This is a genomic window from Streptomyces sp. TLI_146, from assembly GCF_002846415.1.
Classification (GTDB): Bacteria; Actinomycetota; Actinomycetes; order Streptomycetales; family Streptomycetaceae; genus Streptomyces.
This window is the reverse complement of the sequence record NZ_PJMX01000001.1, coordinates 3991098-4006325: the sequence shown is the minus strand read 5'-3', so window position 1 is coordinate 4006325 and position 15228 is coordinate 3991098. Positions and strand designations below refer to the sequence as shown.

The 15228-nt window shown below is 72.1% G+C and carries 11 protein-coding genes; 4 read left to right on the top strand and 7 right to left on the bottom strand.

The window, feature by feature from the left end; translation table 11 throughout:
• Positions 1 to 63: 63 nt before the first annotated feature.
• Positions 64 to 1446, bottom strand: coding sequence for an LCP family protein (locus BX283_RS18010; RefSeq protein WP_101388604.1), 1383 nt, complete (start codon positions 1444 to 1446; stop codon positions 64 to 66).
• A 200-nt stretch (positions 1447 to 1646) separates the two neighbouring features.
• Here BX283_RS18010 and BX283_RS18005 point away from each other — a divergent pair, with 200 nt between their 5' ends.
• Positions 1647 to 2672 carry a glycosyltransferase family 2 protein gene (locus tag BX283_RS18005; protein ID WP_101388603.1) on the top strand — a complete coding sequence of 342 codons (1026 nt, stop codon included), beginning with the start codon at positions 1647 to 1649 and terminating at the stop codon, positions 2670 to 2672.
• A 105-nt stretch (positions 2673 to 2777) separates the two neighbouring features.
• Here the strand turns inward: BX283_RS18005 and BX283_RS18000 are convergent, their stop codons facing one another.
• The 4 genes from BX283_RS18000 to BX283_RS17985 form a co-directional block, all read right to left on the bottom strand.
• A complete protein-coding gene (locus BX283_RS18000) occupies positions 2778 to 4493 on the bottom strand; it encodes an LCP family protein (RefSeq protein WP_101388602.1) in 1716 nt (571 codons plus the stop codon).
• 106 nt (positions 4494 to 4599) lie between these two features.
• Complete coding sequence (locus tag BX283_RS17995; protein WP_101388601.1) at positions 4600 to 6312, bottom strand: LCP family protein; 1713 nt, start codon at positions 6310 to 6312, stop codon at positions 4600 to 4602.
• A 220-nt stretch (positions 6313 to 6532) separates the two neighbouring features.
• Positions 6533 to 7987: an LCP family protein gene (locus BX283_RS17990; protein WP_101388600.1), complete on the bottom strand. Its 1455-nt coding sequence runs from the start codon at positions 7985 to 7987 to the stop codon at positions 6533 to 6535.
• Between the two features lie 187 nt (positions 7988 to 8174).
• A complete protein-coding gene (locus BX283_RS17985) occupies positions 8175 to 8927 on the bottom strand; it encodes a TIGR03089 family protein (protein WP_101388599.1) in 753 nt (250 codons plus the stop codon).
• Between the two features lie 128 nt (positions 8928 to 9055).
• Between BX283_RS17985 and BX283_RS17980 the strand changes: the two genes are divergently transcribed.
• From BX283_RS17980 to BX283_RS17970, 3 genes are all read left to right on the top strand, one after another.
• The gene (locus BX283_RS17980) at positions 9056 to 10333 is read left to right on the top strand and encodes a peptidoglycan recognition protein (protein WP_101392423.1); all 1278 of its coding nucleotides are present in this window, start codon (positions 9056 to 9058) and stop codon (positions 10331 to 10333) included.
• 105 nt (positions 10334 to 10438) lie between these two features.
• Complete coding sequence (locus BX283_RS17975; protein ID WP_101388598.1) at positions 10439 to 11521, top strand: sugar phosphate nucleotidyltransferase; 1083 nt, start codon at positions 10439 to 10441, stop codon at positions 11519 to 11521.
• Positions 11522 to 11839: 318 nt separating this feature from the next.
• On the top strand, positions 11840 to 12847 hold the full coding sequence (locus tag BX283_RS17970; protein WP_101388597.1) for a DNA-3-methyladenine glycosylase: 1008 nt from the start codon (positions 11840 to 11842) through the stop codon (positions 12845 to 12847).
• Positions 12848 to 12955: 108 nt separating this feature from the next.
• Here BX283_RS17970 and BX283_RS17965 read toward each other — a convergent pair whose 3' ends face one another.
• A complete protein-coding gene (locus BX283_RS17965; protein ID WP_101388596.1) occupies positions 12956 to 14275 on the bottom strand; it encodes a coenzyme F420-0:L-glutamate ligase in 1320 nt (439 codons plus the stop codon).
• Positions 14272 to 15228, bottom strand: coding sequence for a 2-phospho-L-lactate transferase (gene cofD / locus BX283_RS17960; RefSeq protein ID WP_101388595.1), 957 nt, complete (start codon positions 15226 to 15228; stop codon positions 14272 to 14274). Before cofD ends, BX283_RS17965 begins: the two co-directional genes overlap by 4 nt.

Here is a 15228-nt window from a genome sequence, read left to right as displayed (position 1 = left end):
GTGGGCTGGTCGCGCAGTTCCCCGCGCCCCTTATGCGGCACCGCCGTATGCGGGGCGGCGCCCCTAAGGGCACACCACCTGATCCCCCCGTACCGTCTCGAACGCCCCCGCCCCCTCCGCCGTCTCCCCCCGCACCGGCGTCACCGCCCTGAAGTCCGTGCCCGCCGTCACCTTCAGCGTGGGGCCCAGCCCCTTGACCGGGCGGAGTTCGGCGCCGGGCAGGGCCGTCGCCAGGGACCGGGCCGAGCGGTCCCAGCGCGGGTCGTACTCGACCAGCGTGCGCGGCAGGTCCCGGACGCCGCCCGCCATCGGCGTCCCCGTCGTGCGAAAGCCCGTCGCCCGCAGCGCGTCGTCCACCCGGCGCCCGAGCCCGTCCGTACGGGTGCCGTTGAAGACCTGGACCCGGATGCGGTCCGGCGCCACCTCGACCATCGCCCCGGGCGCGTGGCCCTTCCCGTCCTGCGCCCCGCGCACCTGCGCGAGCGGCAGGTCCTCGCGCAGCGAGGCGAACAGCTTCCGCGACTTCGCCGGGTCCCACTTCACCGTCGACCCGATCCCCTTCACCGGGAAGCTCATCTGCCCGATCGGCACGGTCGCGAACTCCGACGACGCCGGCGAGAAGCCCCGCATCGTCCGGCCGAGCGACAGGATCTCCTCCGCCCCGAAGCCCTGGTCCGCCCGGACCGACGACAGCAGCGTCGAGGCCACCTCGCGGAAGCGCACCGGGTTCATCAGCACCCCCGACCCCGTCGCCTTGTGGATCAGCGCCGCCATGAACCGCTGCTGGCGCTGCATCCGGCCGAGGTCCGCCGACCCGTCGGTGTGCCGGGAGCGTACGTACTGGAGCGCCTGCCCGCCGTCGAGCTCGTGCGTGCCCGCCGCGAGGTCGAGACCGGTGTACGCGTCCTTCATCGGGCGGGCCGTGCAGATCTGCACCCCGCCGAGCACGTCCACGGTCTTCATGAAGCTGGTGAAGTCGACCTCCAGGTAGTGGTCCATCTTCAGCCCCGTCATGTGCTCCACCGTGCGCACGGTGAGCGCGGGCCCGCCCTCCGCGTACGCCGCGTTGATCTTCACGGGGTGCTGGTTGTGGTGCGCGCCGGTGTTCTGGTCGGTGTGCTCGGGGATCTCCGCGTAGCTGTCGCGGGGGAGGCTCACCACGCTCGCCCGGTTCCGGTCCGAGGAGATGTGCACGATCATCATCGTGTCGGTGCAGTGGCAGGGCGCCCCGCCCAGCCGGTACTTCTCCTTCTCCTCCGGCGTGACCGTCTCCCGGCCGTCCGTGCCGACGAGCAGGATGTTGGTGCCGTGTCCCGCCTGCGGCCGGTTCTTCATGTCCTTGAACGGGTCCACCCGCCCGATCCCGCCGTCCAGACCGGTCACCACGGCGTGGCCCACCCCGCCCGCGCCCAGCACGAGGACCGAGAGGGTCGTCGCCATCCGCATGCCCCAGCGGGGCCGCTCGTCCTGCTGTCTGCTGCGGGGCCGGTCGGTACGGGGGGAACGGGAGCGGGGGGGCGTGGGCACGGGGACCTCCGCGGGCGAAAGGGGGATAGTGAGCACCGTAGGCCCATACGATCTGCGACAACGGCCGCCGCCCCGGCCGCGCGCAACGCTGTCCCCCGTTCGCGGTAACGTGAACCACGATGAACGCCACGCACCCCGCTGTTTCCGTGATCATGCCGGTCCTCAATGAGGAGCGGCATCTGCGCAACTCGGTCCGCCACATCCTGGAACAGGAGTACGACGGCGAGATGGAGGTGGTGATCGCGCTCGGCCCGTCCACGGACCGCACGAACGAGATCGCCGCCGAGCTCGTACAGGAGACTGCATCCAATAAACGAGCCAGGGTCCACACCGTGCCCAATCCCACCGGGCGTACGCCGGCGGCCCTGAACGCGGCCATCAAGGCCTCCCGTCACCCGATCGTGGTACGGGTCGACGGCCACGGCATGCTCTCCCCGAACTACATCGCCACCGCCGTCCGCCTCCTGGAGGAGACCGGCGCGCAGAATGTCGGCGGCATCATGCACGCCGAGGGCGAGAACGCCTGGGAGGACGCGGTCGCGGCCGCCATGACGTCGAAGATCGGCGTCGGTAACGCGGCCTTCCACACCGGCGGCGCGGCGGGCCCGGCCGAGACGGTGTACCTGGGTGTCTTCCGGCGCGAGGCGCTGGAGCAACAGGGCGGCTACAACGAGGAGTTCATCCGCGCCCAGGACTGGGAGCTGAACTTCCGCATCCGCGAGGCCGGCGGCCTCATCTGGTTCTCGCCCGAGCTGAGGGTCCAATACCGCCCGCGCCCGAGCGTGCGCGCCCTGGCCAAGCAGTACAAGGACTACGGCCGCTGGCGCCATGTCGTGGCCCGCTACCACGAGGGCTCCATCAACCTGCGCTACCTCGCCCCGCCGACCGCGGTGTGCGCGATCGCGGCGGGCATCGTGGTGGGCGCGGCGCTCACCCCGGTGGGCTTCGTGATCCCGGCCGGCTATCTCGCCGCGATCGCGGCGGGCTCGCTCCCGGCGGGCAAGGGCCTTCCGCTCAAGGCCCGCCTCCAGATCCCGGTGGCGCTCGCCACCATGCACATGTCCTGGGGCTACGGCTTCCTGACCAGCCCGAAGGCGCTCGCCAAGAAGGTCATCGCGAGCCGCCGCCCGGCGGTCAAGGTCTGATCGGCGCGTACGAGTCAGTACGTACGAATCAGCCCGTACGAAAAAGGGGGGCGCCCGGTGCCGTGAAGCACCGGGCGCCCCCTTTTGTGCGCGCGTGAGCGGCGACTACCAGCGGTAGGGCCAGTACACGTCCATGCAGTCCGACTTGCTGGCGCCGTTGACGTTCTCCGTGTCCTTCAGCGGGTCGCTGTCCTCGACGTCCTTCTTCGGGTACGTGGCGCCGGTGCGCCAGTCCGCGCCGACCGTGAGGGTCAGCGTGGAGACGTCGGCGGACACCTTCACCGCGCTGGAGGGCAGCTCCATCGCCGTGGCCACCGACATCGCGTCGGCCTTGCCCTGCGCGCCCGCGCTCTTGGGGTACGTGAGCGTGGTGACGGCGGCCGAGCCGCGGGTGTCGGAGGCCTTCGCCTTGTAGAAGCCCTTGTTCTTCAGGGTGTCGGAGACCGTGGTCGCCCGCTTCTGGGTGGGCGGCGCGCCGTTGATGCCGGTGCCGTTGACGACCGAGAGCGCGAGCGAGCCGGCCGGGGTGGCCGCGGGGCCCTTGCTCTCCGGCTTGGCCGGGGCGTCGTCCTTCTTGTCGAGCGGCTTGTCGTCCCGGAGCAGCGACCACAGCGCGTCGGCGCTGCCGGGCGCCGGCAGCACGTGGTCCTTGTTTTTGGGGTCCTGGATCCGGGGCATGGTGAGCATGTTCATCCGCTCCATCGGCACGCTCTTGAACTCCATACCGAGGTCGTAGAGCTTCTTGGGCGTGCCGAGCTCGCGCGAGACCTGGAGCGCGTTGACGGCTGTCTCGGCCAGTCCCATGATGCGCCCGGGGTTGGTGAAAGCATTCTGCTTCTTCAGCTCGCGCATCACCGAGTTGAGGTACATGTGCTGGGCCTTGGCGCGGCCCAGGTCGCTCTCGAAGGCATGCCGGGTGCGCAGCCACTGCAGCGCCTGCTCGCCCTTGATCTTGTGTGTGCCCGCGGTGAGCCGCAGGTGCGAGCCACCGGGCACCTTGGGCTTGGGCCCGTCGTACACGTTCTGCTTGACGCACACGTCGGCGCCGCCGACCGCGTCCGCCATCGACACCACGCCCGCGAAGTCGACCATCACCCAGTGGTCGATGTAGACCCCGGTGAGCTTCTCCCAGGTGTCCAGGACGCAGCCCGCGCCGCCCCGGCCCAGCGCCTCGTTGATGAGGGTGTTGGTGGCCGGCTCGGTCTTCTTGGTCTCCGGGTTCACACAGGCGGGGATGTCCACGCGGGTGTCACGCGGAATGGAGATCACCGAGGCGCTCTTGCGGTCCGCGGAGACGTGCATCAGCATCTGCACATCGGCGAGCGGCCGGCTGCCGACGCTGTCCTTGGAGCCCCCCAGCTTCAGGTTCTCCGCCTTGTTGCGGTCGTCGGAGCCGATCAGCAGGACGTTCAGCGGGGTCTGGCCGTCGGCGTTGGCCGCGGACTTCTTGGCGTTGGAGCCGCCCGCGCTGCGGTCGCCCTTGCGGATACTGTCGCTGAGGTGCTTGTAGTACAGGTAACCGGCGCCGGCCGTGCCGAGTATGAGCAGGGCGAGCGTCGAGGCGACCCAGCGCAGGATGCGTCTCTTGCCCTTCTTCTTCACGCGTTTGCGCGGACCGCCGCGCCGGTGCCCGCCGCCATCGGCCGCGGCCTTCTCGGGTGCGCCCTTGCCGTCGCCCGGCTCGTCGCCCGAGGAGCGCGGGGCGGGCGGCTTGCCGCCGCCCCCCTCCTCGCCGTACAGCGACTCGTCCCAGCCGAGCTGATCGGCGTTTTGGACGCGCCGCGGCCGCGTTCCCTCCCCGCGCACGCTGTTCTGCCCCACCCCAATACCCCCTGTCTCAGGTGGTCCCCGCGCCCGGTAAGGGCAGGAAACCTGTTGTCACTTGGCACACGTCGGTCGCGTACGCATCAGTTGCGTACATACGGCGTCACTTGGCGCACACCGACTTGTCCGCTTCCACTTTCTGAATTCCTTCGGGCGCCTTGGCCGGAGCGGCGATCGGGATCCCGGCGCCCTTGAAGTCCGCGCCGAGGGTGAGCACCATCGGTGTCCTGCCCACCGCGTCCTGCGTGCCGGGCTTGAGCGCGCTCGCCGGCAGACCCATCAGATCCGCGAGTTTACGGGCCTGGTCCGCCTGGTTGGGCGCGTACGCCAGCGTGGTGTTCGCCAGCTTCGCCGGGGCGTTGCCGCCGTTGTCCGACTTCAGTACGCCCTTGGTGTTCTGCAGCCACAGCAGCGTCTGGGAGGCGGAGCCCGCCACCGCACCGCCGTTGAGCACCTGGACGCGCACGGCGGACGCCTGGGCGCGGGTGCCCTTGAGGAGCGCCGCCTGGGCGTCCTTGGCCTCGCTCTCCTTCTTCTTCACCTCGGTGAAGGACACGTCCGAGCGCATCATGCTGAACACCTGCGGCGCCTTGACCGGGTCGACGACCACGGTCTTGTGCACCTTGCCGTCCGCCGGATTGTCGATGACCGGAACGGTCGTGAACGTGACGTTCTTCAGATCGACCTTGCTGAGGTCCTGCGCCAGGCTGGTCAGCTTCTTGATCGACCCTATGCCCGAGTCGACGGTGAGCGCCTTGGTCGCCGCGTTCGCGAGCCCGTACATCTTGGTCGGGCTGCTCAGCGTCGAGTCGGACTTCATCTTCCGCATCATCGAACTGAGGAACTGCTGCTGCTGCTTGATCCGGTCCAGGTCGCTCTCGTTGCCGAAGCTGTGCCGGGTCCGTACGAACGCGAGGGCCTGCTCGCCCTTGATCGTGGACTTGCCGGCCGGGAGCTTGAGGTGCGACTTGGGGTCGTTCACCGGCTTGGTCAGGCACACCTGGACGCCGCCGACGGCCGTCGACAGCTCCTTGACCGCGTTGAAGTCGGCCATCATGAAGTGGTCGACGCTGAGCCCGGTGAGCGCCTTGACCGTGCGCATGGTGCAGCCCGGGTCGCGGCCGTCCTGGCCGAGGCTGGTGTTGAAGCGCACGTTCGCCTCGGACCGCACGGTCTTGGTGGTGCCGTCCTTCTGCTTGGTCGGGCACTCGGGGATGTTGGTGACCAGGTCGCGCGGGATGGACAGGGCCGTCGCGTTCGACCGGTCCTTGGAGACGTGGAAGAGGATGTTGGTGTCGGCGTGGCCCTCGCTGCCCTTGTCGCCGTACCCCTCGTTGCCCTTGCCGGTGCGCTTGTCCGTACCGATGATCAGGATGTTGACCGGCCCGTCGGAGGTGGCGTGCTTGCTGCCCGCGTCACCCACGTCGACGGTGTTCAGGTTGTTGTTGAAGTGCTGGTAGAGCAGGTACGCGCCGGTCGAGCCCGCGATCAGGACGAACCCCAGCACACCGCCCGTCCACATCAGCGCCTTCTTCTTGCGGGACGCCTTGGGCTTGCGCTTGCGGCGGCCGGGAGCCGTCGGGGGCGTCTCCTGGGCGTTGCCCGCGCGGCGGTTGTCGCGCTGACCGGGGACGTCACGGCGGGACGGGCCGCCTCTGCCGGGGGCGGTGGTTCTGCGCGGGGGAGTGCCTGCCGACGGGGACGACTGCGGTCCGGAAGGATTCAGTCGCAATTCGTAATTGCCCGTCTGCGGGTTGAGTACCCACTGGTCTGCCGGGTCGACTTCTTCCGCCCGCCCACGGCTCTGCGCATCCACGGTTGCCTTAGTCCTCCGTCGGTGCCACTCGAGTCACTTCCCCCAAAGCGCTCAGTCATTCGATCCTGCAGTGCGTGGCCTCGGGTGGCACAAGCACAGGGTCGCGTCACACTATCTGCCCAGTTGAGCGAAGAGCGACGGCCGTGACAAATTCCACGCCGCTTACAACCGGGCAATCCACCCAATCCGTATCGCTGCCTGTTCTCCGTTGACACACGCTTTACCCGCACATGCCCACGGCGGCATTCGAACCCGGGTACGTCGGCGCCGGGCTCGGGGAAACGGGATCATCGGGCTTGTCGTCCGCCGACGAGCCGTCCGCCCCCTCGGGCGTCCCGGTGCGCGCATTCCCGTCCCCCTTGTTCTGCTCGGTGGTCCCGGCCGGCGCCACCTGGAGCGGCCGGTCGTCCCTGAGCTGCTGGAACAGCAGCCGCGCGGCCGGCTGGACCAGCTCGTCGCGGTTGGCGTCGTACGTGTACGGCCTGCGCGGCACGGTCAGGAACTGCACCTTGTCGGTCGGGATTCCGCGCATCCCGCGCACCAGGTCGTAGAGGTCCTTCAGGGAATTCAGCCCCGGGTCGGTGGTGAGCGACTTCGTCATCGCGTCCAGCACCGGATAGAGCCGGGTCGGATTGAGCAGCACGCCGTTGCTCTGCACCTTGCGCACCAGCGAGCCGAGGAACTGCTGCTGGCGGTCCATGCGCTCGGTGTCGCTGCCGTCGCCGAAGCCGTGCCGGGCCCGGACGAACCCCAGCGCCTCCTCGCCGTGGAGGGTCTGGCGGCCCGCCGGGAGCTTCAGATGCGCCTGCCGGTCGTCCACCGGCTGCTTGAGGCAGACCTCGACGCCGTCGACCGCGTCCACCATGTCCTTGAAGCCGCTGAAGTCGACGACCATGTGGTGGTCGACCCGGATCCCGGTGAGCTTCTCCACCGTACGGATGGTGCAGGCGGCGCCGCCGTACTCGAACGCCGAGTTGAACTGCACCAGTTGGGCCTTGGAGCGGGTGCCGTCCTGCTTGAGGCAGTCCGGCACGTCCGCCATCAGATCGCGCGGCAGCGAGACGGCGGTCGCGGACTTCCGGTCCGCCGCCAGGTGCAGCAGGATCGTGGTGTCCGAGCGCTGGCTGCCGCCGTCGTCGCGCCCGTACCGGCTGTTGCTGCCCGCGCGCGAGTCCGAGCCGATGAGCAGCAGGTTCTGCGCGTTGTCCGCGCCGGGCGGGGGGCGCTCCTTCTCGTAGCGCTCCAGCTCGGCGGCGGCCGTGGTGTCGGTGCGGATGTTGTTGTCGAGCTTCTTGTAGAACCACCAGCCGGTGCCGGCGGCGGCGAGCACGAGGAACGACACACCGAGGGCGGTCCAACGCACCCAGTGGCGACGGGTGTTGCCGTCGCCGGGCGCGTCGGACCCGCCGTCGGCGGGCGCGGGCGCGCCGGGCCGCTCGCCCGGCGTCTCGGCTTCCGGCGTCTCGGCTTCGGCCGTCTTCGCTTCCGGCGCCTTGGTTTTTGTCGCGTCGGCTTCCGTCGCCTTGGCTTCCGGCGTCTCGGCTTCGGTCGGCCCGGCTTCGGTCGGCCCGGCCGGTTCCGGTGGTGAGGGCGGTGTCGGCGTGTCCGGTCGTGGCTCGTCCTCGGCCCGGTGGTCGGGCGCGGGGGGCGGGCTGTCGGTCACGTCGGCGTCCATCCTTCACGGGTCTGCGGCGGGCGGAAAGCCGCCGGGGCACCCCGGTAGACGGTCGTCGCGCGCGCTTGGTTGTGTGGCGTACCGCCGATCATCCACCTCAGTCGCGCCCGGAGCCCAAGGGACTCGGCCCGCTGTGGGCCACAAGGGTGGCGCCGGGGCGATGGTCGTACCGGGTGCGCGCCGCCCGTCACACCGCCCGGTGCGTGACCCGCTCGCTCTCGATCCGCTTCTCAAGGCCGCCGTCGGCCAGTTGGCCGAGGTTGCGGCAGAGCACCACCGACCCGCCGGACGCCAGCGGCGCGTAGAGCCCGCGCGCCAGCCCCTCCCAGCTGTCGTACGGGAGCGCCGACAGCAGCCGCGAGCCGGGCTCCAGGCCCAGGGCCTCGGCGTCGGCGCGGGCGCGCTCCACGAGACCGGCCGCGCTCAGCTCGGCGCCGCCCACGGCGAGCGCGGGCTCCTCGGGGTCGACGGGGGCGAACGGCGCGAACCGGTCGCCCTGGCTCGGTACCTCGACCGCGTAGTCCTGGAACCCGGCGGGCGGCTGCGGGAAGCGGCCGCCGAGCGGGCGCAGCGCGAGCGCCACCCGCTCGCCGGAGCAGGCGCGGGCCGCGTCCAGCGCGTCCGGCCCCGCCACCACGAGGTCCGCGCCCGCCGGGTCGCCGCCGACCTCGGCGACCACGCCGACCGAGTGGCAGGCGAGCAGCCAGACGGCGCTCTGCCAGTGCGCGGGCAGCAGCAGCGCGAGCCGGTCGCCGGGCGCGGCGGCGAGGTCGCCCTGGAGCAGATTGGCGGTCTTGGCCACCCAATTGGCGAAGGTGGCCACCGAGAGTTCCACGCGTTCGCCGGTGGCGTCGTCGTAGAAGGTGACCAGGGGGCGGGCCGGGTCCGCGGCGAGCGCGGATCGCAGCAGGTCGGCGGGGGTGCGGTCGCTGGCGTTCACGCGGCAAGCCTACGGGTGGGGGCGCCGCTCGCGCCCGGGGAGAGCGCCGTCCGCGTACACCGGTTCGGCCGACGGTCCGTCAGTTCTGAGATGGACAGACTTGTATGCTTATGTCCACGATCGTCAGCATGCGTGCACTCCTTGCATCCTCGATCTCGGTCGCGTGCGCCACCGCACTCGCCCTGCCGCTCGCGGCGTCCGCCGCCGCGTCCCCTTCCGTGTCCTCCGTCGCCACGGTGTCGTCCTCTTCCTCCTCCGCCGAGCCGGCGGGCACCACCCAGTCGCTGCCGCTCGCCCCGCTGGGAGCGACCGACCGGACGCTCGGGGCCGGCCGCGCCCAGGGGTTGCCGGAGCGGAACACCGAACCCTTCTCCCTGCTCGGCGTGGTCTGGGACGACGCGAAGGCCGAACTCCACGGCACCGTCCAGGTCCGCACCCGGGCCGTCGGCTCCCGCACCTGGTCCGGCTGGCAGGACGTCGACACCCACAACCAGGAGCACGCCCCCGACCCCGGCACCGCCGAGTACGACGCCGCGCGCCTCCACGGCTCCACCGCCCCGCTGTGGGTGGGCCATTCGGACGGCGTCGAGGTGCGCGTACGGCCGGAGGCGGCCGGGGAGGGCCGGGTGACGCCGGGCGCGCTGCCCCGGGGCCTGCACGTCGACCTGGTCGACCCGGGCGCGGACCCGGACGGGGTGGGGGCGGCGGAGGAGGCGGAGCAGGGCGACGGCGCCGAGCCGGCCCGCGACCGGGCCCTGGCGTCCGGCGCGCGGGCGGGCGCGGCGGCGGCCCGCCCGTACATCGGCCCGCGCCCGCGCATCGTCACGCGCCACGGCTGGGGCGCCGACGAGCAGCTGCGCGAGCCCGGTTACGTCTACACCGGCAAGGTCAAGGCCGCCTTCGTGCACCACACGGCGTCCGGCAACAACTACCGCTGCTCGCAGGCGGCCTCCGTGCTGCGCAGCATCTACCGCTACCACGTCCGCAGCAGCGGCTGGCGCGACATCGGCTACAACTTCGCCGTCGACAAGTGCGGCACCATCTACGAAGGCCGCGCGGGAGGTGTGGCCAAGCCGGTCCTCGGGGCGCACACTCTCGGTTTCAACACCAACTCCATGGGCGTCGCGGTCATCGGCACGTACACCTCGGCCAACCCGTCCGCCGCCGCCCTCGACGCGATCGCCCGGCTGACCGCCTGGAAGCTCGGTCTGTACGGGGTGAATCCCAAGGGCACCACGCATCTCACGTCGGCCGGCGGGAACCTCTACCGGAAGGGGCGAAGCGTCAGGCTCAACGTCATCTCCGGACACCGGGACGGTTTCGCCACCGAGTGCCCGGGGGCGCGCCTCTACAAGAAGCTCGGCAAGGCCCGGTCGTCCTCGGCCCGGCTCCAGGGCCGGCGCTGACCTGGACGGGGGCGTACGGACCGGGCGCGAACCGTCTGCATAAACTGGCCGGCCGTAGTTGAACCACCGATTCCGCCCGGCCCCAGCAGGAAGCAGAGACGACAGGTGACTGAAGCGATCCTCCTGGTCGGCGGCAAGGGCACCAGGCTGCGCCCGCTCACGGTGCACACGCCCAAGCCGATGATCCCGGCGGCGGGCGTCCCGTTCCTCACCCACCAGCTCGCCCGCGCGCGGGCGGCGGGTGTGGAGCACATCGTGCTGGCGACGTCCTATCTGGCCGAGGTCTTCGAGCCGTACTTCGGCGACGGCTCGGAGCTCGGGCTGCACCTGGAGTACGTCACGGAGGTGGAGCCGCTGGGCACCGGCGGCGCGATCAGGAACGTGGCGTCGCGGCTGCGCTCGGGGCCGGACGACCCCGTGCTGATCTTCAACGGCGACATCCTGACGGGCCTGGACATCAGGGCCCTGGTCGACACGCACGCGTCCTCGGGCGCGGACGTCTCCCTGCACCTGACGCGGGTGCCGGACCCGAGGGCGTTCGGCCTGGTCCCCACGGATGCGGACGGCCGGGTCCAGGCCTTCCTGGAGAAGCCCCAGACGCCCGAGGAGATCGTCACCGACCAGATCAACGCGGGGGCGTACGTCTTCCGCCGCTCGGTGATCGACGAGATCCCGGCGGGCCGCCCGGTGTCGGTGGAACGGGAGACCTTCCCGGGCCTCCTGGCCTCGGGCGCCCACCTCCAGGGCATGGTGGACTCCACGTACTGGCTGGACCTGGGCACCCCGCAGGCCTTCGTCCGGGGCTCGGCCGACCTGGTCCTTGGCCGGGCCCCGTCCCCGGCGGTCCCGGGTCGCTGCGGCGACCGCCTCGTCCTGCCCGGCGCCACGGTGGCCCCGGACGCGAAGCTCACCGGCGGCACGGTGGTCGGCGAACGCGCTCGGATCGGCGCGGGCGCCCGCATCGTCGGCAGCACGGTCCTGGCGGACGCGGTGATCGAGCCGGGCGCGGTGATCACGGACTCGCTGATCGGCGCGGGCGCGGTGATCGGAGCACGCTCGGTACTGACCGGCACGGTCGTGGGCGACGGCGCGACGGTGGGCCCGGACAACGAGCTCCGGGACGGGGTACGGGTGTGGTGCGACGCGGTGATCCCGGGGGCGGCGCTGCGATTCTCATCGGACGAGTAGGGAGCACCCCGCTGTGTTCGTCTGCGGACCGTGGGTGGCTGGTCGCGCAGTTCCCCGCGCCCCTAGGGGGTACGGGCGCTGGCGATGGCGAAGCCGAGCACTTAAGGGGCGCGGGGCTGTGACATGTGCGGCTGCGCCGCGTGGGCGCGACAAATAGGGGCGCCCCGCAGGGGCGCATCTCAGGGGCGCGGGGAACTGCGCGACCAGTGGGGGACGGCCCGCAGACGAACACGGGTCCAGGGGCGCAGCCCCCGGCCGCCCGCCAGAGGGCTTTCGGGAAGGGGCGGGGTGGGGCAAAGAACCGGCTAGTCTCGAACCGTGGCCGGCCGCTTCACCCCCCGCACCCCCACCCGCACCACCGTGCGCGGCGGCCACCTCCACGTACCCACGCACAGGGGCACGGGCGGCAAGGGCAAGGCCACCCGCCACTACACCCCACCCGGCCCCCTGGACCTGGGCCTCACCCTCGGCCCCCTGCGAAGGGGCCCCGCAGACCCCACCTTCCGCACTACCCGCGCCGGCGAGGTATGGCGAGCCTCCCGCACCCCCGAAGGCCCCGGCACCCTCCGCGTCGCACTCCGCGCCGGAAGGGCGGAGGCCGAGGCCTGGGGCGACGGCGCCGAGTGGCTGCTCGGGCACCTCCCCGCGCTCCTCGGGGACGCGGACGACCCGGCCGAGTTCGCCCCCCGGCACCGCCTCGTCGCCGAGTCCGCCCGCAACCGCCCCGGGCTGCGCCTGACCCGGACCGGCCTGGTCCTGGAGTCGCTGATTCCGTCGATCCTGGAGCAGAAGGTCACCACGGACGAGGCCTACCGCGCCTGGCGCCTGCTGGTGCGCAAGCACGGCGAGCCCGCCCCGGGCCCGACCGGCATGCCGGACCACATGTACGTCATGCCCGACCCGAGGACCTGGGCCCTGATCCCGTCCTGGGAGTGGCACCGCGCGGGCGTGGACGCCAAGCGCTCCTCGACGATCCTGCGCGCCGTACGCGTGGCCCGCCGTCTGGAGGAGGCCACCGGACTGCCCCCGCAGGACGCCGCGGCCCGGCTCCACCTCGTCCCCGGCATCGGCCCCTGGACCAGCGCGGAGACCCTTCAGCGCGCGATGGGCGCCCCCGACCTGGTCACGGTCGGGGACCTCCATCTGCCGGGCATCGTCGGATACGCCCTGGCCGGCGACCGCACCGCCGACGACGCCGCGATGCTGGAGCTCCTCGCCCCGTACGCGGGCCAGCGCCACCGCGCCACCCGCCTGATCCTCCTCAGCGGCCGCACCCCGCCCCGCCGAGCACCCCGCATGTCACCCCGCGACATCGCCGCGCTGTAGACCTGAGGGGCGCGGGGAACTGCGCGCTCAGCCAAGGACGGCCCGCAGCCGCCCGACAACCCGACGCGCCCCGAACGCCCCGCGCCCGCCCCCCGCTACCGCGTCACGTCACCGCACCTCGACGAACGCGTCAGCGTCCCGCCCCGCCCGCTCCTTCGGCGCCTCGGCCGGACGCCCGACGGCCACCGCGCCCATCGGGTCCCAGCTGTCGGGCAGGGCGAGGACCTCCCGTACGACCTCGCGGCAGAACATCGTGGACGACACCCACGCCGAGCCGAGCCGCTCGCCCGCCAGCGCCACCAGGAAGTTCTGCACGCCCGCGCCCGTGGCGACCACGAACATCTCGCGCTCGGCCGCGTCCCGGCGCGGGTCGCCGTAGCTGTGCGAGCCGTCCATCACCAGGCAGGGCACCACCAAGTACGGCGCGTCGCGCAGGACTTGGCCCCGCCGCACCCGCTTGGCGATGAACTCGTCCGACTTCCCGTCGCGGCGCAGGTCGGCTATCCACGCGTCCCGCATCGCGTCGAGCAGCCGTATCCGGGACTCCTCGGACTCCAGCAGCACGAACCGCCAGGGCGTGGTGTGGTGCGGCGCCGGAGCCGTGACGGCGGCGGCCACCGCGCGGCGCACCGCGCCCGGGTCCACCGGGTCGTCGGTGAACGCGCGGACCGTACGCCGCTGGGTCACCGCCGTCCGGATCGCCTCCGAGGTGCCGAGGCGGAACATGTCGTCGGCCGCGCCCCGCACCAGCGCCCGGCTGCCACCCTCGGCGTCCGCCGAGACCAGGTGCCCCAGGCCGCTGACCACCGCGACCGGGAAGCCGGTGGCCTTGCCCTTGACCAGGTCGCCCGCGGCGGCCAGTTCGTCGGCGCTGGCCACGACCGTCGCGTTCAGTTCGTTGCCGTGCGTGTCCGTGGCGCCGCGCAGGTCGTCGAGGACGCGCACGCCCGCGGCGCCGATCGCCACGTCGGTGAGCCCGGCGCGCCACGGCCGCCCGAAGGTGTCCGTGACCAGGACGCCCACCTCGACGCCGAGGGCGGCCCGGATCCCGGACCGGATCGCCTCGGCCGAGGCGTCGGGGTCCTCGGGCAGCAACAGCACGGTCCCGGCGGGGGTGTTGGAGGCGTCCACCCCGGCGGCGGCCATGATCAGGCCCTGCCGGTTCTCGACGATGCGCAGGGCGCCGCGCCGGGCCACCACCCGTACCGTCTCGGCGTCGATCGCCGCCTCCCGGTCCACCGCCTCGACGATCCGCCCCTCCGCCTTGGAGACGATCTTCGACGTGACCAGCAGGACGTCGCCGTCCACGAGGTCGGGCGCGGCCCCCGCGATGAGCTTCGCCAGGTCGTCCCCGGCCCGCACCTCCGGTATGCCGCCGACGGCCCGTACCCGGTACGAGGGCGGGGTGTTCGCGGAGCCGGTGGTCACGCGCGCACCTCCTCGGCCAGTGTCAGCGCCTCGCGGGCCATCGCCGCCGTCGCGTCCAGGTCCGTCATCATCAGCGGGACCGCGCGGCAGCGGATGCCCGCCGCCTCGACCCGGGCCACGGCGGCCTCGTCGGCCGTGTCGACCAGCCAGCCGTCGAGCAGCCCCGACCCGTAGTGCTCGGCGACCGCCGCGGCCGTCGACTCGACGCCGACGGCGGCCAGCACCTTGTCCGCCATGCCCCGCACCGGGGCGTCCCCGACGATCGGGGAGAGCCCGACCACCGGAACGTCCGCCTCCGCGATCGCCTCGCGGATGCCGGGCACGGCCAGGATGGTGCCGACGCTGACGACCGGGTTGGACGGCGGGAAGAGGATCACGTCGGCGGCCGCGATGGCCTCCAGGACGCCGGGCGCGGGCTTGGCCTGGTCGGCCCCGACCGGCACCACGGCCGTCGCCTCCACGGACGCCCGCAGCTTCACCCAGTACTCCTGGAAGTGGATGACCTTCCGCTCCCCGTCCGTCTCGACCGCCACATGCGTCTCGACGCGGTCGTCGGACATCGGGATCAGCCGGACGCCCGGCTGCCAGCGGGCGCACAGCGCCTCCGTCACCGCGCTCAGCGGATAGCCCGCGCCGAGCATCTGCGTACGGACGATGTGGGTCGCGAAGTCGCGGTCGCCCAGGCCGAACCACTCGGGTCCCACCCCGTACGCCGCGAGCTCCTCCTTGACGTGGAAGGACTCGTCGGTCCTGCCCCAGCCCTGCTCCTCGTTGATGCCACCGCCCAGGGTGTACATCACCGTGTCGAGGTCGGGGCAGACCTTCAGCCCGAACAGATGGATGTCGTCACCGGTGTTGCCGACCACCGTGATGTCCGCGTCCGGCGCGGCCTGCTTGAGGCCGCGCAGGAAACGGGCACCGCCGATGCCGCCGGCCAGAACCACAATGCGCAT

Excerpts from the sequence above, each read along its gene's own strand:
- BX283_RS18010 (WP_101388604.1), bottom strand. The coding sequence starts at position 1,446 with ATGCGGATGGCGACGACCCTCTCGGTCCTCGTGCTGGGCGCGGGCGGG.
- cofD (WP_101388595.1), bottom strand. The coding sequence starts at position 15,228 with ATGCGCATTGTGGTTCTGGCCGGCGGCATCGGCGGTGCCCGTTTCCTG.
- BX283_RS17990 (WP_101388600.1), bottom strand. The coding sequence starts at position 7,987 with ATGGACGCCGACGTGACCGACAGCCCGCCCCCCGCGCCCGACCACCGG.
- BX283_RS18005 (WP_101388603.1), top strand. The coding sequence starts at position 1,647 with ATGAACGCCACGCACCCCGCTGTTTCCGTGATCATGCCGGTCCTCAAT.
- BX283_RS17980 (WP_101392423.1), top strand. The coding sequence starts at position 9,056 with ATGCGTGCACTCCTTGCATCCTCGATCTCGGTCGCGTGCGCCACCGCA.